This is a genomic window from Nostoc sp. (assembly GCF_036917155.1).
In the GTDB taxonomy this organism is placed as follows: domain Bacteria; phylum Cyanobacteriota; class Cyanobacteriia; order Cyanobacteriales; family Nostocaceae; genus Nostoc.
Genome location: NZ_JBALDZ010000005.1, coordinates 20,415 through 47,153, shown reverse-complemented (window position 1 = coordinate 47,153; position 26,739 = coordinate 20,415). Strand labels below are relative to the sequence as shown.

24 protein-coding genes and 2 pseudogenes are annotated in these 26,739 nt (G+C 41.3%); 9 read left to right on the top strand and 17 right to left on the bottom strand.

Annotated elements, in window-relative coordinates; all coding sequences use genetic code 11:
• Positions 1 to 71 precede the first annotated feature (71 nt).
• A complete protein-coding gene (locus V7K67_RS00495; RefSeq protein WP_334729852.1) occupies positions 72 to 767 on the bottom strand; it encodes an esterase/lipase family protein in 696 nt (231 codons plus the stop codon).
• Between the two features lie 631 nt (positions 768 to 1,398).
• Here V7K67_RS00495 and V7K67_RS00490 point away from each other — a divergent pair.
• On the top strand, positions 1,399 to 2,841 hold the full coding sequence (locus V7K67_RS00490; RefSeq protein WP_335164794.1) for a hypothetical protein: 1,443 nt from the start codon (positions 1,399 to 1,401) through the stop codon (positions 2,839 to 2,841).
• 404 nt (positions 2,842 to 3,245) lie between these two features.
• On the opposite strand, the gene petJ is transcribed toward V7K67_RS00490, so the two are convergent.
• The 6 genes from petJ to V7K67_RS00460 all read right to left on the bottom strand — a co-directional run bounded on the left by petJ (position 3,246) and on the right by V7K67_RS00460 (position 7,240).
• Positions 3,246 to 3,590 carry a cytochrome c6 PetJ gene (gene petJ / locus V7K67_RS00485; protein ID WP_334707638.1) on the bottom strand — a complete coding sequence of 115 codons (345 nt, stop codon included), beginning with the start codon at positions 3,588 to 3,590 and terminating at the stop codon, positions 3,246 to 3,248.
• A 225-nt stretch (positions 3,591 to 3,815) separates the two neighbouring features.
• The gene (petE, locus tag V7K67_RS00480) at positions 3,816 to 4,235 is read right to left on the bottom strand and encodes a plastocyanin (protein ID WP_334729854.1); all 420 of its coding nucleotides are present in this window, start codon (positions 4,233 to 4,235) and stop codon (positions 3,816 to 3,818) included.
• A 242-nt stretch (positions 4,236 to 4,477) separates the two neighbouring features.
• Complete coding sequence (psbV, locus tag V7K67_RS00475; RefSeq protein WP_179065906.1) at positions 4,478 to 4,969, bottom strand: photosystem II cytochrome c-550; 492 nt, start codon at positions 4,967 to 4,969, stop codon at positions 4,478 to 4,480.
• A gap of 135 nt (positions 4,970 to 5,104) precedes the next feature.
• Positions 5,105 to 5,320 (bottom strand): hypothetical protein, encoded by a 216-nt coding sequence (locus tag V7K67_RS00470; RefSeq protein WP_179065905.1) that lies wholly within the window; start codon positions 5,318 to 5,320, stop codon positions 5,105 to 5,107.
• Positions 5,321 to 5,499: 179 nt separating this feature from the next.
• Entirely contained in the window at positions 5,500 to 6,336 is an 837-nt protein-coding gene (locus V7K67_RS00465; RefSeq protein WP_334729855.1) for a carbohydrate ABC transporter permease, read from the bottom strand.
• On the bottom strand, positions 6,329 to 7,240 hold the full coding sequence (locus V7K67_RS00460; RefSeq protein WP_335164792.1) for a carbohydrate ABC transporter permease: 912 nt from the start codon (positions 7,238 to 7,240) through the stop codon (positions 6,329 to 6,331). Before V7K67_RS00460 ends, V7K67_RS00465 begins: the two co-directional genes overlap by 8 nt.
• A 162-nt stretch (positions 7,241 to 7,402) precedes the next feature.
• Between V7K67_RS00460 and V7K67_RS00455 the strand changes: the two genes are divergently transcribed.
• Positions 7,403 to 9,856, top strand: coding sequence for an ATP-binding protein (locus V7K67_RS00455; protein ID WP_334729857.1), 2,454 nt, complete (start codon positions 7,403 to 7,405; stop codon positions 9,854 to 9,856).
• Positions 9,857 to 10,073: 217 nt separating this feature from the next.
• Here the strand turns inward: V7K67_RS00455 and V7K67_RS00450 are convergent, their stop codons facing one another.
• The 4 genes and pseudogenes from V7K67_RS00450 to V7K67_RS00435 all read right to left on the bottom strand — a co-directional run.
• Positions 10,074 to 10,256, bottom strand: a complete 183-nt coding sequence (locus tag V7K67_RS00450) for an alpha/beta fold hydrolase (RefSeq protein ID WP_334729858.1) — start codon at positions 10,254 to 10,256, stop codon at positions 10,074 to 10,076.
• Positions 10,257 to 10,403: 147 nt separating this feature from the next.
• The gene (locus V7K67_RS00445; RefSeq protein ID WP_334729859.1) at positions 10,404 to 10,652 is read right to left on the bottom strand and encodes a hypothetical protein; all 249 of its coding nucleotides are present in this window, start codon (positions 10,650 to 10,652) and stop codon (positions 10,404 to 10,406) included.
• Positions 10,653 to 11,393: 741 nt separating this feature from the next.
• Positions 11,394 to 11,582, bottom strand: a pseudogene (locus V7K67_RS00440) (type II toxin-antitoxin system RelE/ParE family toxin); the annotation flags it as partial.
• Positions 11,579 to 11,671, bottom strand: a pseudogene (locus V7K67_RS00435) (addiction module protein); the annotation flags it as partial. The pseudogenes V7K67_RS00440 and V7K67_RS00435, both read right to left, overlap by 4 nt.
• A 450-nt stretch (positions 11,672 to 12,121) precedes the next feature.
• Between V7K67_RS00435 and V7K67_RS00430 the strand changes: the two are divergent.
• The 3 genes from V7K67_RS00430 (at position 12,122) to V7K67_RS00420 (ending at position 13,320) form a co-directional block, all read left to right on the top strand.
• Entirely contained in the window at positions 12,122 to 12,259 is a 138-nt protein-coding gene (locus V7K67_RS00430) for a hypothetical protein (protein ID WP_335164832.1), read from the top strand.
• Between the two features lie 441 nt (positions 12,260 to 12,700).
• Entirely contained in the window at positions 12,701 to 12,931 is a 231-nt protein-coding gene (locus tag V7K67_RS00425; RefSeq protein WP_104908431.1) for a type II toxin-antitoxin system Phd/YefM family antitoxin, read from the top strand.
• Positions 12,928 to 13,320, top strand: a complete 393-nt coding sequence (locus V7K67_RS00420; protein WP_334729308.1) for a type II toxin-antitoxin system VapC family toxin — start codon at positions 12,928 to 12,930, stop codon at positions 13,318 to 13,320. Before V7K67_RS00425 ends, V7K67_RS00420 begins: the two co-directional genes overlap by 4 nt.
• Before the next feature lie 12 nt (positions 13,321 to 13,332).
• On the opposite strand, the gene V7K67_RS00415 is transcribed toward V7K67_RS00420, so the two are convergent.
• Positions 13,333 to 14,625, bottom strand: a complete 1,293-nt coding sequence (locus V7K67_RS00415) for an ABC transporter substrate-binding protein (protein WP_334729307.1) — start codon at positions 14,623 to 14,625, stop codon at positions 13,333 to 13,335.
• Here V7K67_RS00415 and V7K67_RS00410 point away from each other — a divergent pair.
• Both V7K67_RS00410 and V7K67_RS00405 read left to right on the top strand, forming a co-directional pair.
• Positions 14,624 to 14,971: a hypothetical protein gene (locus tag V7K67_RS00410; RefSeq protein WP_334729306.1), complete on the top strand. Its 348-nt coding sequence runs from the start codon at positions 14,624 to 14,626 to the stop codon at positions 14,969 to 14,971. The genes V7K67_RS00415 and V7K67_RS00410 overlap by 2 nt on opposite strands.
• A 275-nt stretch (positions 14,972 to 15,246) precedes the next feature.
• Entirely contained in the window at positions 15,247 to 16,815 is a 1,569-nt protein-coding gene (locus tag V7K67_RS00405) for an MFS transporter (RefSeq protein ID WP_335164788.1), read from the top strand.
• 367 nt (positions 16,816 to 17,182) lie between these two features.
• Here the strand turns inward: V7K67_RS00405 and accD are convergent, their stop codons facing one another.
• From accD to ispD, 3 genes are all read right to left on the bottom strand, one after another.
• Complete coding sequence (accD, locus tag V7K67_RS00400; protein ID WP_334711466.1) at positions 17,183 to 18,133, bottom strand: acetyl-CoA carboxylase, carboxyltransferase subunit beta; 951 nt, start codon at positions 18,131 to 18,133, stop codon at positions 17,183 to 17,185.
• A gap of 817 nt (positions 18,134 to 18,950) precedes the next feature.
• Positions 18,951 to 19,493 (bottom strand): SMC-Scp complex subunit ScpB, encoded by a 543-nt coding sequence (gene scpB, locus V7K67_RS00395; protein WP_334711465.1) that lies wholly within the window; start codon positions 19,491 to 19,493, stop codon positions 18,951 to 18,953.
• A gap of 185 nt (positions 19,494 to 19,678) precedes the next feature.
• Positions 19,679 to 20,368, bottom strand: a complete 690-nt coding sequence (gene ispD / locus V7K67_RS00390) for a 2-C-methyl-D-erythritol 4-phosphate cytidylyltransferase (RefSeq protein WP_334711464.1) — start codon at positions 20,366 to 20,368, stop codon at positions 19,679 to 19,681.
• A gap of 69 nt (positions 20,369 to 20,437) precedes the next feature.
• On the opposite strand from ispD, the gene V7K67_RS00385 reads away from it, so the two are divergent.
• Positions 20,438 to 21,397 carry a glycosyltransferase family 9 protein gene (locus tag V7K67_RS00385; protein ID WP_335164785.1) on the top strand — a complete coding sequence of 320 codons (960 nt, stop codon included), beginning with the start codon at positions 20,438 to 20,440 and terminating at the stop codon, positions 21,395 to 21,397.
• A gap of 203 nt (positions 21,398 to 21,600) precedes the next feature.
• Here the strand turns inward: V7K67_RS00385 and V7K67_RS00380 are convergent, their stop codons facing one another.
• Positions 21,601 to 22,071, bottom strand: coding sequence for a CRR6 family NdhI maturation factor (locus V7K67_RS00380; RefSeq protein WP_334729314.1), 471 nt, complete (start codon positions 22,069 to 22,071; stop codon positions 21,601 to 21,603).
• A gap of 1,022 nt (positions 22,072 to 23,093) precedes the next feature.
• On the opposite strand from V7K67_RS00380, the gene V7K67_RS00375 reads away from it, so the two are divergent.
• Positions 23,094 to 23,540 (top strand): Fur family transcriptional regulator, encoded by a 447-nt coding sequence (locus V7K67_RS00375; RefSeq protein ID WP_179067258.1) that lies wholly within the window; start codon positions 23,094 to 23,096, stop codon positions 23,538 to 23,540.
• 130 nt (positions 23,541 to 23,670) lie between these two features.
• Here V7K67_RS00375 and V7K67_RS00370 read toward each other — a convergent pair whose 3' ends face one another.
• Complete coding sequence (locus V7K67_RS00370) at positions 23,671 to 26,697, bottom strand: pentapeptide repeat-containing protein (protein ID WP_335164784.1); 3,027 nt, start codon at positions 26,695 to 26,697, stop codon at positions 23,671 to 23,673.
• Positions 26,698 to 26,739 lie beyond the last annotated feature (42 nt).

The window sequence follows — 26,739 nt, the reverse complement described above, 5'->3', positions numbered from 1 at the left end:
TTTATTCTTATTACAATTTTAGCTAAGAAATATTAATAAATGTTGCATTTATCAGAAAAAGATAAAGTTTTTTAAATCAAATATTGCACCCAAGCTTTTAAAGGTTCTGCTGAACCGTACCAAATCCCAGGACTTCTCGGAGAATGCCTGACACCTTCAATCACCAGATTTTCTGCACCTTCTAAATGAGCAGCTGCAATGGGGGTGATTCCATCTCCCCAAGTGTTGCCCTGACCACAGGTTAATTGGTAACTGCTGTAAGCTAACCAACTACCAGGCCGCCTTTGGCCAAAGATAGTTTTGCCAGCTACACAAATGTAACGAACGTTTTTGTGAAAGGCTCCTGGGTAGTTATTGGTGACAAAATCTAGATTGAAGCGCGTCCAGCGTTCTTGGCTAATATGGGGTGTACCCAAGGTGATGAGATTAGCAACTAGGGGATGCGCTTCCCAGAGAAATGGTTTTACACCACCGCGTCCCAAATAGGGTTTTTCTCCCATGTAGATGCGGGATATCCAACCTCCAGCTGAGTGACCAATTAAGTTAACTTGAGTAGCATTATATTGCTGCAATGTATGCTTGATTGTGCGATCAAGTTGTTGCAAAATTGGTGTTACGGGTCTTCCTCCCAGAGTGGGGAGCCAGTCACGCCGTCGCAGTGGTACTGTAACGGTGGGTAAGTTTAATTGTTGTAAAGATTGTTCTAGTTGGCGATAAGCGATCGCGTTTTCTAGATATCCAGGTAAAATGACTGTTGGTAACGGCATTTTAAATTTTGGATGCGATAATTGAGGGTTTGAACTTTTTGGCCGAAGAAATAGTCATGATTCAAGAGCTAGAATTGCGATCGTTTGACTCACTCCTTTGATAGAAACTCAAATAGCTTTGGTGGGGTTTAGAACGAGAATGCTCATAAAATTGTACAATTTGCAACAGTTTTAGGGGCTGCCGATGTGGTAGTATTTTTACATAGGGACTAGTCTTAGATAAGCAAGTGTGCCATCTGTTACAGGAGCGTAGTTGACTGCAAATCAGTAGAAATAACAAGGCAACATCTGCTGAAGTTGTAATTTACCCAGACTTGTGCGTTTACTTAAAGTTTATAAATATCCCAGATATTAATTTTAATTAGGTTTAATTGGGTGCGTCATAACAATAAGAAATCAAATAGTGTAATTTTTCAAATATCTCTTTAGCAAGTTCAAATTTTGAAGATTATGATATAGCGTCATTGATGAGTTAAAAACCTTGAATAAATGGCAATTTTGGCGTTTTGATTGCCAGCAGAGGAAGTTATTATTTCCTTAGAGGAACGCATCTCTTACAAGACATTAGAATATAGTCGGAAAGAGAAAATCGCTAGTCAACTGCAACTGAGTCGAGTGAACGATAACAGCTATGTCTTACGTCTCCCTGCTGAAAAATATACCAGAAATCTTAAGCCAACCAATTGGGATAGCAGCTATAGCCTCCCTTGGTATTCACGGTGCGATCGCCATGATCGTACCATTGATGCCTATGGAGTCTAACAAGCCCAAAGAAACAGCATCATCCAAAACAGTCGGACTTTTGGAATTGAGCCAAGCCGACCAAAACCGTTTGCCCCAAACCACGCCCCAAGTTGGTTTACAACAATCTCCTCCAGTAGCACCACTTTCTGCACCGAACTTTAGCCCCCAAAATGGATTAACCCCATTAGCGCCACCGCCATCCAGCCAATTCGTACTGCCTCCGCTACCCGCATCATCGAATAACTATTCAGTCTCATCCTTGCCTACAAGACAGTCTTTGCGGATGATTCCCAGTGATAATTTACGATTTGACGCCTCTAAATTTGACAGTTCTAAATACAATACCAGCGCCAAATTCTCTCCATCAGTTCCTCGTGTCAATAATATTGCCAGCAATTATGAGCCATCTAAGCCGCTAACTCTAAATAGATTGCCAGAATTGCAGTCACAGAAAATACCGGATGATATTCTGCGGAATCCCCAATCTCCAACATTATCTAACACTACCCCCATTGCACCAGCACAGGGAAATATGATTTCGCCAATGACGCAACCAGTTAATAATGCGTCTAGAATTGCTCAAAACCCACTGATAAATTCTCTAAAACAAGCTTCAGGGAATGGGAATACTTTCATCGGAACTAGGGGAATCACGCCCCAGAGAACCGATTTATCGGCGAAGAGAACTCAACTAGCAATTGCACAGCTAGACGCCTACGCAAACCTGAGAAAAGAAGTCCAGCAACAATACCCCAATGCTGAACAAAAACCAGTTATCCGCCAAACATTACCCACAGATAAGCCGAATCTCCAAGGTGCTGTTTTGGGTGTATTAGTTGTAGATCCTGATGGTAAGGTCTTAGATATCAAGTTTCAAGACAAGTTAATTTCCCCTGAATTGCAATTAAAAGCAAGGGAATACTTTAACAAGCAATCCCCCAAGGGAGATAAACAGATTAGTTCCTATCCCTTTAGCCTACGTTTCCAAAACAACATTAACAACACCATTGGAACTACTCAAGATCAAAAGCCCTCGTCATTATCTACACCGGGAATCAATAACAACGCTACTTTTAAACCATTACCTGCATCGGAAATCAATAACAATCAGCTTATCCCCTCACCAGCAGCTACCCCTAAGCCATTATCTGAACTGCCAATCATAAATAACCAGTTCACACCTTCATCAACAGCTACTACTTCCGAACCGTTATTGCTACCACAAGTCAATAACAGTAAGTCTACGCGCTCTGCTGAATCGGAGCAAAAATTAGTAGAACGATTACGCCAAGTAAAGGAAAACAGAAAAAAGTCTAATCCAGAAAATTAATCGCCTGGCGTGATTTTTGGATTAAGAAACAAGCTAAAAGCAATGAATGATAAAAATTGTTAATTTATCATTCATCTTTAAAATATCGTTTTTAGCAGTTGAAGAACTAGCGATCGCTAGTTCTTCATTCGTTCATACATATAATAGGAATCCTATTTGATTCCTGAAAAAATCTAAGTATAAGTATATGTAGTAGTGTGGCAAGGCTAAGATGTTGTAAAAAAATTGTAGGTTGGGTGGAGTGGAGCGCAACCCAACCTACGTCTAATGCACTAGTTCATCGTACATTCATAACATATAGTTAATTTTGGAGTTCTAATTTTGGAGTTCGTTAGCGTAAACTTGCTACTATATAGGGCGGGCTTTCGGGCCCACCCTACAAGAACTAGACGGTATAGCTGCATTTACCAACCTTGTTCTGCATTCTTAAAAACGTAAGCAGCTACCTCCAGAATATCCTCAGTACTTAACTTATCTTTAAAAGCAGGCATGGCATTTTTACCATTTTGCACTTGGTGGATAATCGCCTGGATTGAGTCACTATCATAATTTTCTAAGTATTTTGATAATGCTTCCTTTTTCAAAGTTTTTTGGATAATCAGGATATTACCGCCACCGATATGGCAAGAAGCGCAGTTAGCCTCAAAAATTTTAGCACCGTTGGATGTTTCGGCAGCTAGTGCTGGACTAATGAATGTCAATTTGAATATGGCGATCGCCGACATTAAAATTAATAAAAGTATTCTCAACAGAATTTCCTCGCAACAAGCCTCCAGCAAGAGTATAAACGCGATTAATCCCCGATTAAGTCAAATTTGATCAAAATTGGCGGTAACGAGTTCACTCCTCCATCGCTACAGGTTACTTAGCGTCTTCGGGAAGGATAGAACTTGTTACCGCCATTGATGTCTTTTGTGCGTCACTCTAGGAGTGTGGCGTGTTGCGATGAACTAATTTCACTAACGCTAGTGTTCCTAGCCCTCGACAGTGATTGTACCAACCATGCCAGCACCACGGTGGGGATTGCAGTAGAAAGTGTAGTCACCAACAGGTGCATCTGCGGGGAAGGTGGTTGTTTTGGTTTGACCAGGATTCAACAGCAACTTGGTATGAGACAGAGATTTTGCCAATTCAGCGTTTTTAGTGGGGTTTTTGGCAGCATCAAACACAACATTATGGGGGGGAACTTTGTTGTTCACCCATTCAATTGTGTCGCCTGGCTTGATGGTCAACTTTTTCGGTTCAAATGCTAGCAGTCCTTTATCGCTACCCAATTTCACCTTGTAGGTTTCAGCCGAAGCACTGGGAGTAAAAACAGCAAAGCTGCTAACAATTAAAAGGATTGTCAACACAGCTAAACTAAGGCGTCGCCAGCTTGCCGAAATTAATTTCATAGCTCTCTCCTAACAAACAAATTTTTTCCCTTTCTCATTTTAAATAAAATCAACGCCAAATATGACAATCTGTCATAGATAATTTTTTTTTTAATATATGGAGAGCAATTTATTGCAAAAATCCGTGCAATCAGTGGGGAATGGGGAATGGGGAATGGGGAATGGGGAATGGGGAATGAATTCTTCTCAATGCCCAATGCCCTATTCCCAATACCCTATTCCCAATGACTCAGTTCCGGGATTTAGTAATAGATTTTTCCGCCTCCCCACTTAGTACCAACGATTTTGGGTTGTAAGAGAATATGACCGGCGATCGCCTCCAAGTCCTCATCTGTCAGATTTCGCACTGCTGTGAAAATATCTGCGCTTTTGAGACTGGGGTGTATTTCGGAAATTTCTTCTTCCCCGTCGTAAGTAGTGGGATTTTTCAGGTAATCGACTAAGCCTTCAATGTTATTACGGTTGGGTGTTGCCAGTGCCAGGTCTTCTGGAGTGAGTCCCACGTTTTGATTTGTCTTGGTAACTCCACCAGCATGACATTGGGCGCAAGCGTAATTAAATAAGCGTTTGCCTTCTTTGACTTGTTTAAGGCTGAGTACGACGGTATCACCTTGAGTATTTAATGGCACTGTTCGGGTAGCTTTGTCCAGTTCCACTGCTGTCGCGCTACCGACAAGCAACTGAAACGAGAGTAAAACAGTAGCCACAACAACGCCAATTAGTCTTCTAAACATGTTTCCCCTTAAAAATTTTGACGCTCAACACAGCTAACTAAGAACGCGATTCTCAATCTCCAAGCTGCTAATTGCTAATGACTCATTATTTTTTGTCATTAGCTATCAGTGATTAGCCAAAGCCGAGATAACCCTTTAGGTGACTTCGTTATCGCCCACCGAGTCGCTAGTACCTTTTGGGCGTATTTCAGACGATATTTGGGAAATAATTGCCTTTGCATCTTCTAACGCCAAACGGGTCTTTTGGTGTTTGTAGGCGATTCCCAGTTGGTTGCACAGAGAAAACACTTTTTCTACAGGAATGCTGTAGTCGGCTGCTATCTCTGCGATCGATAGGTCTGCAAAACCCATAATGCTTATTAACTGATAGATAGAGATTGAGTCTCTGTAATACCAATATCACGTTAGGAGTCCAATTTGTTGCCCAAAATACTGTTTGGGGATCGGGAGGGGGCAGGGGGCAGGGGAAGCAGGGGAAGCAGGGGAAGCAGGGGAAGAATTTTTAACTCTTGACTAATGACTAATGACTATTAACCTTTTCCCCCGGTAAAGGTGACGCTTTGAATAAAGTAACGATTAAAAAAGGCATAAATACCTAAAGCTGGCAGGGTAAAGACCATAGAAGCCGCCATAATGTAGTTCCAATAGCTGATGTATTGACCTTTGAAGGTGTTCAGCCCCAAAGGGAGGGTAAACATTTCTGGGTCAAATAGGATAACTATAGGCAGTAAAAAATTATTCCAACTCCCCATGAACACAAATACTGCTTGTGCTGCTAGTGCTGGCTTTGCCAAAGGTAAGACAATATGTCGGAATATCCCAAAGGTATTTAAACCATCGAGTTGAGCCGCTTCTTCTAGTTCTTTAGGAAAATTAACAAAAAACTGCCGCATCATAAAGATAAAAGTGGCATTCACCATGCTAGGCGCTATCATTCCTTGGTAAGAATTTAGCCAGCCGATCGCTTTTAAAATTAAAAATGTCGGAATTAAGGTAATTTGCGCTGGTACTGCCAGCACAGCCAAGATTAGGAAGAACCAAAAACGCTTGCCTACAAAGTGCAATCTTGCCAAGGCATAACCAGCCATTGAATTTAACAACAAATTTAAAAGGGTGACGCTGATTGCGATCGCTACACTGTTGAATAACCAGCGCCAAAATAGCGGTTCTTGGAGAAAGATTTGCTTGTAGTTATCAAGAGTAAAATTCTTGGGGAGAAAGTTGGGTTCACCACTGACAATCTCTGATAGCGGCTTAAATGATGCTGAAAGTGCCCAGAGAAAGGGTATTAGGGTAATGATGGCATAAAGTGTCAGCAGGACGTACAACAGGGCTTTGAGCCAGGATAAGCCAGAGGTGTTAGTCAAATCGTTCGCCTCCGAAAAGTCGCCGCTGAATCAAAGTGATGAGAATGATCACTGCTGCTAACAAAAATGCGATCGCAGCTGCATATCCCATTTGTAAATTCCGAAACACAGCTTGATAAATTAGCAGCACCACAGTTAAGGTAGCGTTGTTCGGCCCGCCAGTACCGCCAGAGAAGATATAAGACTGGTCAAAAAGTTGAAAAGTCCCAATCACCCCCACTGCTACCACAAAGAAGGTTACAGACCCAAGCAGGGGAAGAGTAATGTAGATAAATTGCTGCCACCCATTTGCGCCATCGAGTTCCGCCGCCTCATAAAGTGCTTGGGGTATATCTTGCAACGCCGCCAGATAAATCACCATAAAAAACGGCGCAGTTGACCAAATGTTCATAATCATAATGCCTTTGAGCGCAACTGCTGGATCGCCCAACCAGTTATAAGTCGGTAGCCTCACAAACGCGAGGAAATCGTTTAGTAGCCCATCAGTGTTATAAATCCACATAAAGATGAGTGTTAGCACTGCTGAAGAAGTGACTGTGGGCAAAAAATAGAGGATGCGCCACCAGTTTTTACCACGAATCCCAGAATTCAGAGTTACCGCCAGAATTAAAGCTAGTACGGTTTGAGTTGGCACAACAATTGCTACATAAGCTGCTGTGTTTCTCAAAGCAATCCAAACCCGTTCATCTTCAGCTAATCGCGTGAAGTTGCGAAAACCGATGAACTCGTACTCAATACCGCCGAGAAGTTGGACTTTTTGCAGGGAAAGAAAAACGGCGTAGAGAATGGGTAAGACTACAAAAGTTCCCAAAACTAGAATTGTGGGCATCATAAATATATACCCAGCCAAGTCTTCGGTGATGTTCCACCTGGGGTTACTCCGCCGCCTGTTGATTTCAAACACTACTGAGCCTCCATCTAATCTCGCACTAACCCGACTGTAGCGATGGATTGTGCATGATTATTTATCGTACTGCTATATAAAAATAAAGATATTGCCTGTGTGAGTTAGCTGGATATGTAAGTTAGGGAACTATATATTTAGTTTCCTTGGGATGCTCACAAAATGTCATATACAGCTTACTTACGCTCGATTAAAAGTAAACTCCAGAGAACTGGTAAAACTCAAAAAAGCCTACGAGTCAAAACTATCATAGAACAGTTTGGCTACCAGCGTAGAAGTCAATCATTCATAGATGATTTTAATACTGCCCTTGATGAATTGGGACTTTGTACAAATCCTCAGTTGAATTTGCACGTTCCCTTAGATACAAAAATAGCTATTTCCATCAAAGATGTAGAACCAACAAGTGAAGTTGCTGAACCTCAATCAATTTCAGCCAAACTAAAAGAGGCAATTTCAGTCAAACATGATTTTTTCTACTACTTGTTTGATTTTGGTTCTGAACAAGAATATGAACGATTTCAAGCGTGTTTAGATTCTCATCAGCCAGTAGGTATTTTTTTGATTCCACAAGTAAAAGATTTCTTCTGTGATATTGTTGTCAAAATCTTTAATTATGAATTAATTAGAAAGTATCAGTATGGCGGCTATAATAGCATACCCAAAGTTGCCACTAGGAAAATTCCTACGAGTATTACCTCAGATGACAAAGATTGTGAAGATGAGCAAGAAAATCCTATTTCCGATGCTAGTATTTTCCAGTTTAATCGCTCAACCATGACCAGTATTATCCTTGGCAACACTGGTTTAGAGTTGCTTGATTCTGAAAAATTTGAGCAGCAGTTTGAACAGATATCTCTATATGCGAATAAATATAATTCTGAACAGTTCTTTATTTTATTTCATTGTCCATCGGCATTAGAAATCCAAGCTCATCAGCAAGAAGATGCTTTAGGGTACTTGGTAGATAGAGTTGCTAGTAAAATTCCTTTTACTTTCACTCTCCGGTGTAAATACCCAAATGAAGCATCTATTGAATATCAAGAGGAAGTGTACGCCCATTTTCGTCTACTGCTGGAACTTCCATATTATGAAATAGAGGAAGATGATACATCTTTGCAAGATTACTTTTTGGAATTACAAAAGGCTCAAATACAGGCTGAGTCTCAGTTATTTCTGAAAATGAAATCTGAACATTTTTACACTCTGAAGTGGCAGCAAGAAAGTAAAGAATATATCTACCTTAAGTATTTTGCTATTAAAACCTTAGAAAGTTTAGGCTATGGATTGTCTAATATCGGCTGTGAAGTCGAATTGACTTCTAGGGATGAAGAAACAATCGATGAAGATACATCAGATGATGATGATGATGAGTATCAAAGTGAAATCATAGAAGTCTATGTAAAAAATCAGGTAGTGGTTGAGATAGAAACTCTCAAATACCAAGAATTTCAGGACAATAATCTCTTTTTAGATTCAATTAAAAGAGTTTTGAGAAAATCAAAAGTATGGCCAAATAAACTAGAAAGTCTTTGGTTAGTAATTCCTGGCTTTGAGATAGCACGCAACTATTATCAACTGAAAAAAGCTAAGGAAATATTAGAATATAAATTTTCTGGATATTATGGCGATCGCTTCCAAGTTATAATCATGGCTCCTGATTATGAAAAACACCAATTAGTCCCAGTATCATTTAATTCTGTCGAATATCCATCTTTTAAGTATGGAGCCAAAAAACCTAGTTTAGTCCAAACATATCCAATTACTAACCGCATCAAGGAATTCAAGCTTGACTTTAGCCAAGTACAAGGGCTAAATGAAGAAAAAGAAAAACTAACTAGACTCCTGAAGCTGGAATCTAAAGGACATAAAAGTTCAATTGGTGGGATTCTTTTCTATGGCTTGCCAGGATGTGGTAAAACTCTACTGGCAAATGCCTTTGCTAACGAGTCTGGGAGATATTTCTTTAAGTTCTCTCCTGCCGATATTGTTAGTGTTTGGATAGGGCAAAGTCAAAAAAATATTCGAGATATCTTTGCTCAAGCTAAGAAAAAATCTCCTTCGCTTTTATTCATTGATGAGCTAGACAGTATTGGGTTTAATCGTAACGAAGACAACGCACACACAGACCAAAAGGCAACCATCAACCAATTACTCATAGAACTAAATAATCTGCAAAATAGTGATGTAATTGTCATTGCTGCTACTAATTATTTGAGTGGTATTGATAGTGCTTTGAAACGTTCTGGTAGATTGGATTGGAAGATTCCTGTTTTCCCACCCGCTCAAGCAGAGAGAATAGATTTATTCAAACACTACCTGTCCAAAATTGATATGAATCAGCTAGTTAACTTTGAAATTCTGGCGGATAAAAGTGGGAGATTTACTTCATCTGATATTGAGTTGGTTTGTCGGGAAGTTAGAAATGCTATTCTGCTAGAAGAAATAAGTTCAGCTTTAACAACTTCAGATGTGATTACTTACATCAATAATCTGCAAGATGGTGGCTTAAGTCTGAACGAAGGACAAGTCAAAGAATTTTTGGAAGAGTGTAAGAGAATGAGTGTAAAAAATCCTAAGTTAGAAACTCTGAAATTAGAATGGGGATTGTATTAGCAGTAGGCTAACAAAAATGGCGTAGGCGTAGCCCATCGAGTCCAAATCTGGTCTCTAAGTCAAGCAGGGTAATTTCTTTAGCCTGTATTGTTTGAACCATAATCCCAAAATATTTTTTGTAAATGATACTGAAAGTAAATGCGCTTTTGAGTTTTTGACTGCAAATATTTAGCTTTCATAGTCTTGAACGTTTTCTCTTGCACTGCCATCAACCTATTTACAGGGCTGTTTCGATACGATTCAAAAATTCACCCAAGACTTGCAAGAATCTTTCTGTCTCTTCCAGATGAGGCATGTGTGAACTGTTTTCAAATAGTACCCACTCGGAACCAGAAATACCCTTGTGAACTGTTTCAACACAAGTAGGTGTAACCTCATCGTAGGCCCAAAAAGCTGACAATCCTCTTGACTCAGCCCAGAAAACGTGAGAAATTCAATTTGGCTAATAACTGAAACTCTAATCCAATCAGCACCTTGAAGTAATTGAATAAGTTGAGAATTTCCTTGAAGCAGAGCTACTATCGCATTCGTATCCAACACGTAGCGATTACCACTCATCGCGTAGATTCCTCTGCATTGCTACCACATCTCCCCGCCAAGTTAATCGCCCCACCAAATCGGAGAAATCATAACTAGGTTGCTGTTTTTCCTCTGATGAAACTGGATTTAAAACAACTACAACGTCCACTTCCATCACCGCTAACTGCGTTGGAATTTTAAGATTTAAATATCCTGATTCATCGATTTTAGTTGTAAGTTTTAAAACTTCCATTGCCACATAATTAGTAAACCTCATCTTATTCTAGATTTTGTAGAGCAAAGATTGCGAACATTTATTTTACCAACTGCTTGAGAAGCTTTGTGATCATGCCAGATATCCACCCAGGTTTTGTGTGATCTTCTAACTAAAAAGGTAGTTTTTGAGCTAACAGGAGAATTTCAAATATTTCTATCCTGCCATTGTTTAGGGTCGCGTTTGACGTGAAAGCAGGCGATAATAGTAATTACATCTTCTTCCAAAATATATATCACTCCATAAAAGGTTGTTTGAAAAGTCTAAATTATTACTTGCCCTGGCGATTAGAAATCGCGGCTACACAGACAAAACCCACCTTCGTGGGTTAAAACCCTTGATTTTTAATTAGTCCACGTTCGCGTAAGTAAGTCGGCACAATAAAACCAAACTGTGTAAAGAAAAGTAAACAAGGCTCAAACCCTTTCTCCCCCTGCTCCCTGCCCCCTGCCTTTTTCCAACGACAAATATTGACGCCCACCTACTTAGCGTTCCGCAGGAAAGGTGGACTTGGTTTGTGTAGTAGCGAATTATATTCGCCCAAAACTTTTCAAACATCCTCTAAGCTCGACTTTATCCAAAATTAAGAACTCGGTTTCTTTATCTGGCAAAAATCGTGGCTTTTTGGCAAATACTTTTTCTACGTCACAGAGCATAGATAAAGTTCAAAAAGTAAAACTACTGTCCCACATAGGTTTCAGCGATAGCGATCGCGTTGCGAAAAAAATGGATAAAGTAGAGCTAAGGAAATCGACGAATTAAAACTCGTCGTACTTGTCGATAAGCTAGAGGGTTGCGTCCGATTAATGTCAAACTGCTATCGACAGCACGTACAAATTCTGAACCTAATCCAGAACTACGTTGCTCGTACCATTCAAAACCATCTTGGATATCAAGCTCTGCTTCTGGGTTAATAATTAACTGATAAATCATTGAGAAAAACCCAGTCTTTGCTTAACCTCTTCCCAGGTTGAACCCTGATTTGGGTTTTGACGATGTGTTTCTAAACGTCTATCCAATTCCATCGGTGAGAGGTTAAGATAATCTTACTTTTGTCAATTAGAAATTATGCTTAAAATTTGGAAAGAGCCGAGGTATCAAGTTAACTGTTGTACTGAAATTATGGGTTAAGAATAAATGATGCGTATCAAGATGACGCGTAGGCAAAGCCCAACCTAGGCATCGCCCAATCAAAAATTCTGTTTCTAACCCCGATTTCAGCAATATTTTAAGTACTATTGCTTATTGACAAGCAGTCTTACAGAACTAACCTGACTAACGGCAACGTTCAAATTATAGAGAATCGTTTAAGACTTCCCAAGTTAGGATGGATTAAGTTTCACCAGTCTCAGGACATTACCGGGAAGCTTGTAAACGTTACCATAAATCGTACTTCATCAGGTAAATATATTGCTAGTATTTTGTGCGAAACAGAGATAGAAAAGTATCCTCAAGTCACGCAGAATATTGGAATGGACTTAGGGCTGAAGTCTGATCTGACTACTAGTAATGGCGAGACGGTAGACAACCCCAAGTATTATAGAACTCAAAAAAGGAAGTTACAGAAGGCACACAAAAAACTGTCCCGCAGTGTCAAAGGTAGTAAGTAGCAACCGAGTCAAAGCGAAAATCAAGCTGGCTCGTACCTATGAACGAATTACGAATCTGAGAGATGACCCAAAGTTATTGTTTAATATCTACTATAAAGAGCGATGTCTACGACGGGCTACGCCTACGCTTCCCACTCTCCATTTAAACTGAGTTTTGTAATAGGCGATCGCATCTCATACGTGTCTACTTTTGCCTTGACGAATGGAATTCGTGGCTACACAGGCTTTCTAAGGTCAAATTAAGGTTTTGAAACCCAGGATCGGTAGCTTTTGTTTGTGTAGATGCGGTTTCTAACCGCCCATTTCGCTCTTTTCCCTAGTCTCTAGCCTCTAAATCCCAGCCCCAAAAAAAATCTGTTACCAAAACAGAAACCACAGATGAGTCCGCTAGCTGCACCTATGTCCTATTAGAATATGACTATAGTCATGACTCCGGTTATTATGAAATCAATTTCTAAAAGTAAACTCAAATCTCAACTTCTTGAGTTCTTACGACTTGTAGAGTCAGAAGGAGAAGAAATTGTAGTTACCGATCGCGGTAAGCCAGTCGTGAAAATTTCCAAATACGCACAAACACCTTCAACAGAAGAGTTATTTGGGGAGATGCGCGGGAAAGTGAAGTACTTTGAGGATTTAACTACACCAACCACTGAGGAATGGACACAATTGTGAAGATAGTCCTTGACACTTGTGCCCTAATCTGGTTGAGTCTAGATCCAGCCAAACTTTCTGAACAAGCTAAAGAAGCGTGCAACCAAATGGAAAAGGATAAAAATGGTCTTGTCCCTTCCATAGCTATATGGGAAATTGCGATAAAAATCAAAAATAAAAAACTAGATTTAGGAGTCAATCTTAAGGAGTACGTAGTAAGGCTGAAAAAGTCTAGTGTCGTTCAGATTGTACCCATTGATGAAAATATTTGGATGGAAAGTGTCAATTTAGAATGGGATCATCGAGATCCAGTAGATCGAGTTGTTGTTGCACTAGCGAGAAGTAATCAAGCTGCAATAATTACATCTGATAAGGAAATAGCAAATTTCTACTCAGAAGTGATTTGGTGAAAGAAAGATTGCTTACTCCATAGCCTTAATTTGTTGATTAGCTTCATTCTGTGCCTTCAGTATCGCCTGCTTTAATGGTTGTTGACCCAACAAGGCGCTGACGAATTGGTTATCAAAATTATTCACGATCGCCCCTGGATATTTCCCTACCTGCCACGGTGTAGCATAATCTACTCCCGCAACTAATGGCGATCGCAACGGATCTTGATCGTAGCCCAAATTCTTTGCCACTGATTTACGTGCTGGCAAAGCAAACCCTGTTCCTGTCCATTTTTGCATACCTTCTTTACCTGTGAGATAAGAAATCAATTCCCAGGCTTCGGCTTTGTGCTGTGCTTGCTTATTCATCACGTAGGCAACGGTAAAGACCATCGTACCTTTTTTGTCATTAATAGTAGGCACTTGTGCGGTAGCAAACTCTACTTGGGGAAAGGTTTCAGTTAGATAGGGAATTGCCCAATTACCCTCAATCACCATTGCCACTTTACTTTGACCAAACATTTCACTACCTGAGTTAGTCCCCACATCCGATTTTTGGGCAGAGGAGTGGTCTTTTTGATACTGGTTGACTACCAACTGCAAACCCTGTAAACCCGTCTCACTGGCAAAGGTAGCATAACCATTTTGATCGATGAGTTGTCCACTAAAGGCTTTAATTTTATAAGCCTGACGCGCCAATTCTGGAATTTCCCCAAACCCATATTTGTTAAGTTTGCCTGTCAATTGTTTCGAGTAGTTACGTAATTCATCCCAAGTCGCTGGCGGACTACTCAACCCGGCGGCGGCGAAGGCTTTTTTGTTATAAAACAGAGCCAGGGTGGAATAGTCTTTGGGAAGACCATAAATGTGGTTCTGATATTTAAAACTGTCGAGTAGGTTATCTTCAAAGTCTGCTAGGTCAAATTTGGGGGTGATATAAGTATCTAACGGTTCCAAAACATTTTGACTCATCAAGAAAGGAGCTTCCAGCGCATCCAGATAAAAGACATCAGGCGCGGCTTCTCCAACCAAACGAGTTTTAATTACATCCATATATTGGTCGGAAATTACCTCATATTTGACCTTAATAGTTGGATGTTGTGCTTCAAAGTCTTGCAATACTACTCTCAAGAGTTTTTGCTCAACGGGAGAGCCTCCCCAACCACTAAGTTTGATGGTGACTGCGGTAGATGCTAACGGTTTGCTTGGCAATTGTAGACTTTGACAAGCAATAAAGGCGATCGCGATCGCTATTACCAATCCCAAAAAATTAAATAATCTTTTTTTAATCACAGACAGATAACCATTCGTAGGAAGAATTTCCATGCCGAAAATCAGATGTTTATGTGATGAAGTTATCAATTTATCTGTGATTCCAAATAAGCAAGAGTTTAAGCTGATTTGGGAACCACTAATTGAAACACTTATTGATTCTCTGGTCAATGCACATCGACAAGCTAAATCTGATGAAGAGTTTGAAGAGGAAGCCTACAAACTTTTTTACCTAAAAAAACCAAAATTTACTAAAGTTTATGAGTGTCATAATTGTGGACGATTGATTGTATTTGGCAGTGCCTCTGATCCTGAGCCTGCATTCTGGTTTCAGCGAGAAAGTGTAGAAGGAGAAGCAGATTCGCTGTGTTCTTTAGTTGAAAAAATAATCGATAATTAGTCTGTTGAAACTTGACACCTAGATCCCTCGTGAGGCAAAACTTGGTTATTGTAGGCATACACTCATTAAGCTGTTGATATCACCAATGACAGATAATAATCTCTCTCACTTTACTTATACCTTGTGTTCTTAAGGAGTGATTTTTTACTTATTTAAAATTTTTGTTGAAAATTGCAAGCTAAAATAACGAAAAATTATCAGCAACGCTAATTAAAGCATACTGATTTCCTCTGCAACCGGATTTATCCAGGGTACTTCACCCATAAACATAGATTATGGATTCTGTTCAGGTTGAAATAACTGCACCACTGACTCTAGAAATTACCCAGATTGCCTCACTACCAAGAGCAATCTCTCCAAACTCTCGAATTCCCAAGGATAGTATTCGCACTAGTTTAAAAGCATCCACTGCGGATTCTGTCTTAGCATCGGTTTATTCTCTTGGAACTAGTGGCATTTTACTCAGCAATTTATTGGTGGAATTGGGTGCTAGTCCAGTGGTATTTGGGATGTTGTCTTCTATCCCGATGTTGGTCAATCTTATTCAGCCTTTGGGTGCTTACTTGTCTGAACGCAGCACCAGCCGCTTTCAATATTCGCTTCGGACGCACGGAATTGGTCGGCTGTTATGGTTGGTTTTAGTAATTGGGATTGTCAGCATCAATTGGGGAGTAATTGATACTCAGCAGTTAGTAATATTGACACTCTTGATTGTTCTATTCAGCAATCTTTTGGGAGGATTAGGAACTGCATCGTGGCTAAGTTGGGTGGCAATGATAGTTCCCCGGCGATTACGAGGCAGGTATTTTGGGACACGTAATAGTGCTGCTAACCTCACCACTTTGATTTGCGTACCAATGGCTGGTCTAGTTGTATCACATTGGTATGGGGGATCTCTACAAGGTTATGGGGTAGTCTTACTGGTAAGCATTGTCTTTGGAATTATGGGATTGGGGTGTCAATATTTCCAGGTGGATATAAATCCCCAATCGCAAAACACTTATTATGGCAAGTCACCACAAACAAGTGAGATTCAATCAGACATTACAAAAGATAAAAAACTCCACCCACAAGGGGAAGAAGTTACCAATGCCCAATGCCCAATGCCCCAAGCGACGGGGCGACTATCCCTCTCCTCCCAAGAGTGGGTGGAGTTTCCCGTCGCTTTCGATGAATCTTCTGAAGTCACTCAATCAACAGACTTATTACTTCTGCCTTCAAGTTCAATTCATCTGCCACAAGACCAGTTAACTAACAGTATTTGGAAAAATTCTAACTTTTTGATATTTCTGCTGTATTTTAGCTTCTGGAATCTTGCTGTTAATCTCAGCAGTCCTTTTTTTAACCTCTACATGCTGGACACGCTGGATTTGGATGTGAGTTACGTGACTGTCTACAACAGCCTTCAGGCAGGGGCGACTTTACTAATGCTTATTCTGTGGGGAAAATTAGCTGATAAGATTGGTAATCGTCCCATCCTCATCTGTGTTGGGATTTTGGTTGGAGTCACACCACTCCTCTGGCTGGGAATTGGTGCTAATCGCCTTGATATCTGGTTGTGGCTACCTCTATTACACATCTTAGCTGGAGGTACTTGGGCGGCCATTGATTTGTGCAGCAATAATATACAATTGGCGATCGCACCAATTAAAAATCAGTCTATCTATTTTGCGATCGCAGCTGCCGTTGCTGGAGTGAGTGGTGCTTTGGGCACAACTATAGGCAGCTTTCTCGTCCAATTTGCTCAATCTGGAGGCTTACTAGGCTTGTTTGCCCTCTCTGGTCTATTCCGACTAGTAGCGCTTGTTCCACTCATGTTTCTTCAAGAGCCAAGGAGAAGTTAGGAGTTAGGAGTTAGGAGTTAGGAGTTAGGAGTTAGGAGTTAGGAGTTAGGAGTTTGGAGTTTGGAGTTTGGAGTTTGGAGTTTGGAGTTTGGAGTTAGCAGTTAGGAGTTAGCAGTTAGCAGTTAGCAGTTAGGAGTTAGGAGTTAGGAGTTAGCAGTTAGCAGTTAGCAGTTAGGAGTTAGCAGTTAGCAGTTAGCAGTTAGGAGTTAGCAGTTAGCAGTTAGCAGTTAGGAGTTAGCAGTTAGCAGTTAGCAGTTAGCAGTTAGGAGTTAGCAGTTAGCAGTTAGCAGTTAGCAGTTAGCAGTTAGCAGTTAGGAGTTAGGAGTTGTAAATTTTTAACTCATAACTCATAACTTTTAACTTTTGTTTATTCTGCGGCGGTAGAAGTCAAAGACATTGTTTCCCACAAAACCATGTGAGGTGTTGTTAGTACAGGCTGGTGTAGAGCAATCAGCTGGGCTAGGGTGTTCTTTAATTGAGTACGGGGTACAATATCATCGACAAAACCGTGCTGGAGTAAATCTTCAGCAGTTTGAAAATTTTCGGGTAGTTTTTCCCGCAGGGTTTGCTCAATCACTCGCCGACCGGCAAAACCAATGGTTGCCTTGGGTTCTGCCAAGATAATATCACCCAACATTGCAAAACTAGCGGTAACACCGCCCGTTGTGGGGTTGGTCAAAACGGGAATATATAATAGTCGGGCATCTTTATGACGCTGTAGGGCTGCGGATATTTTCGCCATTTGCATCAGAGAGAGCATTCCTTCCTGCATCCTGGCACCACCGGAGGTGCAGATGATCGCTACAGGATACCGCCGTTGAGTGGCTTGCTCAATCATGCGGGTGAGTTTTTCTCCTACAACTGAACCCATGCTACCACCCATGAAGCGGAAGTCCATAACTCCAAGGGCAATGGGCAAACCATTGATTTGACCTAAACCAGTGTTAACCGCGTCTATTAAGCCAATTTTATCTTGTGTTTCTCGTAGGCGATCGCTGTAGAGTTTGCGATCGCGAAATTCCAGCGGATCGGTTGGACGCAAATGCTCATCCAGGGGTTTCCAGGTATTATGATCTATCAATTGACGGATGCGCTCATCGCTGTCTACCCGATTGTGATGACCACATTCGACACAAACCATCTGATTGGCTTTCAGGTCTTTTGTATATGCCAACACGCCACACTTAGAGCATTTATGCCAAAGTCCATCAGCAATTTCACGCTCTTGGCGTTCGAGGCTTGTAGATCCTGACTTCCTTCGATTTGCAAACCAATCAAATAGAGACTTTAAACCACGTGATTCTTCGTTGTTAGCCATTTTTTATTTTATTTTAAGTGGGTATGAGGTCGAAAACATGACAAATCGTATTGGGTTGTCCTTAATCAATAGTTATTTGTCTTTGCTAATGACTAATGACTACATCGTTAAACTACGCTTTTAAGCAATTCAGACCTTAATTTTCATCTTTGGTTGCCAGCTTAACGAAAATACTTATACCAATACAAGTCTCTTGCTCTTTTTTTCAGCAGACTTAATTATATGGACGTACTGACAAAGCCACGAGAATACCAACCTCCAAATAAGATGCTCTCTCCCTCCCACCCAAATCAATTACTTCGTATTGCTAGGTTGTGAACAAGCAGCATCTGTTGCACTAGTTGTACTTGCCAACGGTTAATCGTCGTTAAGAGGGTAATACAAGTCACAAGCTGAATATTATCAAAATGTGAAGGGCAGATGGGGTAATGTTGGTTACAGTCACGAATTATAAATATTTTCTATCGAACAGAATTCAGGAGTCAGGTGTCAGAATTCATTCTGAATTCTGTACGAGTGGCAGATAGCGCAGTGTTAGCGAGTCTGCGATAGCGAGTATTCGTACCCTTACAGGGAAGCAAGCTACGCTTTTAGCGTCTGTCTGCGACACGCTGCGCGAACTTAGAGAGCGTTGCGTCTTTATTCTGACTTCTGAATTCTTCTTCAAGTAAGTGCATTGGGTACGACAAAAACCCTTTCCTAATTCCCAGTCCCTAATTCCCCATCAATTAGTCAAATAAAGTGCAAGCGCCATCAAGAGATTGATGCTTACACCCAACAAATATAGACTTTATCCTCTGAAGTTGACCCCTACTCCCTATTCCCCGCTCCCCACTCCCTTTAGTTCTAGTTCTAGTTCTAATTGTTCTTCCTTCTGGCTAGTGGAAAGTATTTGCGGGAGTTGTTCGATTTGGAAGTACTGATGAAATTTCGGGGTTATTTGCAATGAGTAGGAACGAGAATCACTGTCTCGGCGCTTGCGGATGAAACCAAGTTCTACGAGTTCTGGAACGTGTTGATATACCCCTGAACCGCGCAGGTTAATCAAGTCGCTTTGGAGTATAGGACTATTGAGAGCGATCGCAGCTAAAGTCCGCAATGCACCTACACCCAATTCGACTGGTATCATAGTTTGCACCAAATCATGAAAGTCAGACCGTAGTTGCAAACTGTAACCATCTGGGGTTTCTATTACCTCTAGGGCGCTATCTCGGTGGGCATAGTTGTCCATAAGTTCAATCATGCCTTCCTTGACAGTGGCGCGATCGCACGCGGCATACTCGGCGATTTCGCCGAGCGACAAGGGTTTACCCTTTAAATAGAGAATTGCTTCTATCTTCGTCGCTGTGGCTGTAATCATTTAGTCATTAGTCATTAGTCATTAGCAGATGACAACTAACAATCAACAAGTGTATGGGATTGTATCTTAATAACATAAGTCGAAGAATATTTTGACACTCTCCAATTAAAATCTGAGTATTGAGAACACACTTTTTTGTTCCTCCAGTCCCTAATCCCCAGTCCCCAATCCCCAATCCCCAGTCCCTAATCCCCAATCCCTCTACTTGTGAGAATAAATTCTGCGATCGCTAAATCTTGTGGAGTGGTCACTTTTAAATTTGTCTCCTCTCCCTCGACAATTCGGACTTCGATGCCGCACTTTTCAAATAAAGCGGCGTCGTCAGTTACTTCCCAACCTTGACGGACACCTTCAGCATGACACTGTTTCAATAACTTGACATCAAATCCTTGGGGAGTTTGTGCCGCCCATAGTTTTCGTCTATCGGGTGTTTCTTGAATTATCCCTTGTTCATCGACAACTTTGATGGTGTCTTTGACCGGCACACCAGCAATTAAACCGGGACAATGGCGAATCGCCTCGGCACAAGAGTTAAATAAATCTGGTGTAGCCAAGCATCTAGCGCCATCATGAATTAAAACTTGTTCTGCGACTACTGGCAGAGATTGCAAGCCATTGTAAACAGATTCTTGTCGGGTGGAGCCGCCTTGAATCAATTCTACTGGTTTGGTCAGCTTCAGATCGGTGAGAATTGCATTGAACTCTGGCCAATCCGTAGACTGAGAAATAATCCCGATCCAACTGATGGTGCTGGCGGCTTCTGCGGCTAATAGAGTCCAAGCAATAATTGGTTGTGATCGCACTTTCAGCAGGAGTTTATTGCGGTTACTCCCCATTCTTTTTCCGATTCCCGCAGCTGGAATTAGTAAATACACAGAATTCCTCAATCTTTAAGCTATATATTTTCCCCTAAAATAGGGAGCGAGTAAGCGTCAATAAATATTATGCGAGTAGTAGCCCTTGTACCTGGCGGAATTGGCGACCAAATTCTCTTCTTTCCGACTCTAGATGACCTGAAGCGCCATTATCCTAACGCTCAAATAGATGTCGTTGTTGAACCCCGGTCAAAGGCTGCCTACCAAGTGAGCAAGTCGGTTCACGAGGTACTGAACTTTGATTTTCAAGACCGTAATAGTCTGGCAGATTGGGGTAATTTGGTCGGCAACATTCGCGATCGCGAATACGATGTTGCCATTGCTGTTAAGCAAAATTGGTTGGTGGGTCTTTTACTCTGGTTGACGGGAATTCCGATACGTATTGGCTACCAAGGCAAAGGATCGGGTTTTCTTACCCATGCTGTGCCGTTCAAACCATCCCAGTATGCGGCAGCATTATACCACGATTTGCTGCAACCATTGGAAATAAATAGCCCTGTCCCAGAGTTAGCTGTAAATGTGCCAAAACCAAATATTGAGTGGGCACAAAAGGAACAAAAACGTTTAGGGGTGAATGAAACAGGCTATATTTTGATTAATGGCAGTTCTGGCCAGTTATCCAAGTCTAAAGAACTGGATAAAATCTACCCTGTCGAAAGTTGGCAGCAAATTATTCAAGGCTTCCAAGACAAGCAACCGGATCTGCCTGTGTTGGTCATTAAGGGGTCTGATGATGAGCAATTTGTGCGATCGCTCCTGGAGTCTTCTCCAGATATCAAAGTAACTGCCCCCGATGATATTGGCAAGTTAACTGCCATAATTGCTGGGGCAAATTTGTTGCTGTCTACTGATAATGAGGCACTACAACTGAGTGTTGCTGTCCAAACCTATACCATTGCCCTATTTGGGCCCACCGATCCGGTTAAGTTGCTGCCGAAAAACGATAAATTTCTGGCCATTGAATCCCCCACGGGAAAAACGGCGGATATTTCACCAAACGCAGTTTTAGAGAAGGTTTGGGGTGGCTAAACCAGTCGTTTTTTGAAGAATTCAGAAGTCAGAATTCAGAACAAGAAAGGGAAACGGGCGGTTAGAAACCGCGTCTATACAAACAAAAGCTACCGATCCTGGGTTTCAAACCCTTAATTTGACTTTAGTCCGCGGAGGCGGACAATGCCAGTATAGCCGCGAATTCTATTCGCCAGGTCTTAATTTGACTGAATTCTTTCTGATTAAAATATCCCAAAAAAAGCATCATCTAATTCATAACCCAGCATTTGGGCCATAGACTTCAGCCGCGATAGGCTGGGGATGTCTTGCTGTTTGAGCCAATCACCTAAAATAAATATTTTGTGCATCAAAAATATCTCTAAGGCTTCGGGATTATACTGAATACCTTCTTGGGAACTAAACTGGTGTGGTACAAGCATGGCGGCATAACGAGCAAATTCTCCAGCTTTCCAATCTAGTAAAAATGGCAACCAGGGATACTTGGCATCTAGGCGCACAAACCACAGCCGCACCTCTGGAATTTCTGAGAGTTCCCGTGGATCGCCAGGTTCGAGATCGTAATTGATATCAAAACGTAGCTGCTGTTCATGGGATGTAACCCCATCTTGCAGCAGTTTACCAATCACCGTTGACGCAGGCGACAGATCCAGATTGTTAATGAAGTCATTATTGAGTGCGATCGCAATTGTTATTGATTCAGCAGCCACTTTCTTGATGCTCAACTGTAGGATCGACAATATACAGTAGCAGCTTTCAGCGATTGACGCTACATTGATTTTTACTAGAGAGCCAGTCCAGTAGAGGTGCTTGACCTAAAATGCAAGATATGGGTGTTGTTAAAATTGGGGATTTGAGTGTTCCGTTTTTATGCGATCGCTAAAAATCAGACCCAAATATTTCACCCAAGATAGGCGTTTTATCCTAATTCACATACTTTAGTTTTTGTCAATATATATTAGTGGACTGGCTTTCTAGCACAAAGTCTTCTTCACAAATAAATTAACGTGAGTTCGACAAGTCTTATTTGACCTCTCCCCCAACCCCTCTCCGACGCCCAGAGGGGAGCAAAAAGCTGAATTTTTCGTTGCTCCTCCCTTTCCGTTTCGGAGAGGGAGGCTGTCCGGGAGAGGTTCATCGAACTTACGTTAAATTAGTATTTACTGATACTTTTTTGCTGATAATTTGGTCAACCTACACAAGGTTTAGACACAAGTCTGACCTGCTCAAATTTATTTGATACTTTTGCTTAATTTTCGCTGGTTATCACAAAGATACATCTAGTTGCTAGCCTTGATATTATCTGCTGGCGATGCCTGCGGCGGGCTACACCTACGCCACTCACTTCACTGATTTTTACTAAAATTAAATATTGCTTTTATCATTGCTATAATTACTCACACTTAACTAAATAATTACTACACGATTAATATGGTATGCCATGAGAATTAGCCTACTTGGGTAAGTCAATGCCTGCCCCAAGGTGGACATTTACAGCAATTTTAAGTTAAAGTTGTAATGAGTTTGTTTTAGATTAAGGTCTGACAAAGTAAGCATCAACAAGCAAAAAAATCATTATCGCCATTGTCACTTCCGCAGCATCAAAAGCCAAAACACAAGCACAGGTAAAAGAGCGGTGTGCAATATCATTGCATATATTAAATAACCAATAAACATTTAGACGGGAAAATCCCCCCAACAGTTAACAAGCTGTAATATGCAAAAACAAACAATTACTACAAAACCAATTCGTTCCCTAGAAGATGCGCTTGAGCGCTGTCAAATCCTGGGTATGCGCGTCAGTCGTCAGCGTCGCTTTATTCTGGAACTACTTTGGCAAGCAAATGAACACCTTGCAGCACGAGAGATTTACGATCGCTTGAACCTACAAGGCAAAGAGATCGGTCATACTTCTGTTTATCAAAACTTAGAAGCATTATCAAGTCAAGGCATCATTGAGTGTATTGAACGCTGTGATGGACGTTTGTACGGTAATATCAGTGACTCTCACAGTCATGTTAACTGTATAGATACAAATCAAATTCTTGATGTTCATGTAGAACTGCCAGAAGATTTTATCCGCAAAATTGAAGAACAAACAGGAGTGCGGATTACTGACTACAGTATTAACTTTTTTGGCTATCGTAATTCGCAAGAGGGCTAGGGATTGGGGACTGGGGACTGGGGACTGGGAAGAGAATCAATACTGTTCGGTTAAGACAAAAGACGCGATTTATCGCGTCTTTATAATGATTTCTCGGAACTGTTTTGCCCAATGCCCAATGCCCAATGCCCTATTCCCCAATAGAATTATTGCCAAAAACTGTTTCATCATCGGCATCGGCATCATCATATAAATCTACTGGCAAAATTGCGCCTTCGCAGCTTTCAATTTGTCCGATTGCAGGGGCATTTTTCCAATTAACATTCATGTTTGGAGTGATTTGCACCGTGTTTAAGAAAGGCTGCTGCGATGCCTGCGGCGGTAAACTACGCAAATGTTTCAGTCTTTGAAACGACTCTTTGGAGAACAAAGCACCATTATCAGCAGCCAATTTTTTCTCAGTATTAGTGAGAATTGCATCAAATAAGCAAGCGTTGGTGAGATTGGCAGAATTAAGATTTGTCCCTATCAGGTTTGCCTGTTGGAGGTTTGTCCCTATCAGGTTTGCCTGTTGGAGGTTTGCACCTGCGAGGTTTGCGCCTGTAAGGTTAGTGCCTGTGAGGTTCGCCTGTTGCAAATTGGCTCCAGCTAAATTCGCCCCCATTAACTCCGCATTGGATAAGTTTGTTTGCTCAAGATTTACCCCAGTTAACATCACTTGTGATAAAGAGGCTCCCGATAAATTGAGTCCAGCCAGAGATTTGATTCGGGTTGCGAAGGCACTTTTATGCAAAACCGTTGTCCTCGCAATTAGCACACTCAGCGCCTCTGGGTTGAATTCTGTCAAATTGACCGGATTCCCACAAGGCCAAAAAGGAATTTTTGTTTCTCGGTAGCAAGCACAAAGCAATAAAAACACATTCAGTCCCACCGCAGCATTCACCTGTTCAACATTCACAGGGTTTTGTAGTGCGTGAAAATTAGTTAAAGCGTTGTGGGCTATCCCCTCATCTAACCAATGTCCTTGACAGTAAGCACGCCAGAAAGATAGAAGACGTTGAAACAAAACTTCAAATGAAAACTTGTGTTTTTGCTGGCGACGTAATCCAGAGATCGCCAGTTCTTCAATTTCTTGGCTAAGTATGCCATAACCTAGTAAATTATAAATATGCTGGGCTACGCTACTGGGAGAATCAAGCGCAAAAGTTGGCGTACCATAAGCCTCATCTTGGTATTGAGTCAGAAATTTAAGTTGGGCAGCAATAGCATCTGCACAAAGAAATTCTCCTAACTTGATGTATGAAAACTCAATTAAACTACTTTGGGTTACGCTTTCTACATCCCGAATTTTAAAATAAAACCCTGGTAGAGTCTTAAATTCCCCAACGACATTAATTTGATGGCGTTGTGAGTGTAAAATTTTGAGAGCGATCGCTTGCATCTGCTCAAGTAAATCTTGGGGATGACGACCAGCAAGTAAATTAGCGATCGCTTCTGGAGTACGGTGGATATGAGCCGATCCTGAACGCAATAGCATTGTTTTAATGCCACCAATTAGCGGATAGCCCAATAACCATCGACTCAGACGATGATGAATTTCCCATAACAGAAAAGACTTTTGGGTATTAGCAGCTAACTGTAATAGTTCATCATCTAGCAATCCGTCGCGGTGCAAAATGCCCAACAAATGCAGCATTAGAGGTTGACGAACAAGGGCAGATAATTCTCTTAATTTGGACTGGCTGGCAAATACCCCCGACTGTTTTAGCAATGTAAATAAATTTTGAGCAATGGGCAATGATTGCACTTTTGCCCACTGCTGAAACCATTGTTTGAGTTCGTCTACATCCAATGGCTGGATAATAATTCGCTTCAACAATAGCGGTAGTTCCGAGACGATTTCTGGTAACGTCGTTGAACGACTCGTCAACACAATTTTATGTCGATGCTGAGATTGAAAGTTCAATAATTGCTGAAGAAAAATTGCTTGCGCCCTGATACCCTGAGCAGAATGGGGTAGTTCATCCAAACCATCCAGCAGCAATAGACAAGGGAGATTTTCTTGCTCTAACCAAGTTGAAAGATTAACAGGAAAGGCAGAATTTAAGGTTTCGATGAAAGTTTTGCCGTATTTTACATCTCGTAACCGAATTACTATCGGCATCCAAGTAGGGTATAATTCTTGTGCAACTTGTGCCGCCCAAAGTTGGCAAAAACTAGTTTTTCCATAACCAGGTTCCGACTCAATCACAGCGATCGTTTCTAAATCTGTTAGCTGTTGCTCTCCCCATGTCTTTAAATCAACTGGTTTAACAGTTTTTTTCTCCTGCTCAGAAATATTTTCCTCGATTGGTAAGCCTTTTTGTGGCACATAGATATCCTGGAGAGCAAAGGATTCCATCAGCAAAGGCCTACTGAGGTTTTGAATCAAACTTGCACGGTAATGTTCTCGGTGCAAATCAATTTTCTCACCGACTGTAGAACCAACTTCTGGGGCGATGAAACTGGGAGACAATGAAATCCCCAATCGGAAAAATTTTTGTAGTTGGGCTAAAGGTGCAGCATTTTCGGTGACAACTACCAGTATGTCACCAGGAAGTGAGTTGACCAAACGCTGTGTTAGGAGTTTAGCTTCAGTTTCCTCTGCACCATTGGCAACTAACCAAGCGATGGTAGCGCTATTTATTTGTTGCACTAGCAATGAGTCTGCAACCAAAGATAGTGCTTGTTCAGCTTGAGTATCAGTCAATTTACCTGGAGTGAGAGTTTTCAGCAATCCTTGTAGTCGCGGATCTTGAAGGATGAGTCTACCCACATCCTCTATAAGTATGTGTGGTTGCATAGGTATACTTGCCCGATCTAGCCACGGTCTTTGCAGCCTTGACTCCTGCTCTAAAATTGCTTGCAAAGCCTGGAGATAGGCAATCTGAAACGCTAGCCACGTACCTTCGTTACGTTTTAATGGTTTTTTTTGGCTGAGGCTACGCAACAGGTTTTCTGTCAACTGGGAAATGACACTGATTTCTTCCCAAACAATATTTAAGGGCAGTTCTAAAACCTCTACCAAGGTACAGATATCAAAAGGCACAAGGCTTTTGACTTCCATATCCTGAACAATACGGTAGGCAATACCTGCCAATTGCCCCGCTGAAAAGCCTCTGATTTGATTGATTGCGATATGGCGTTCTGCCAACCAGTGCCGAATACTCAGGTTCATTTAATTACATAATGAAGGCTGCATGAGGCAATTATGATCGAT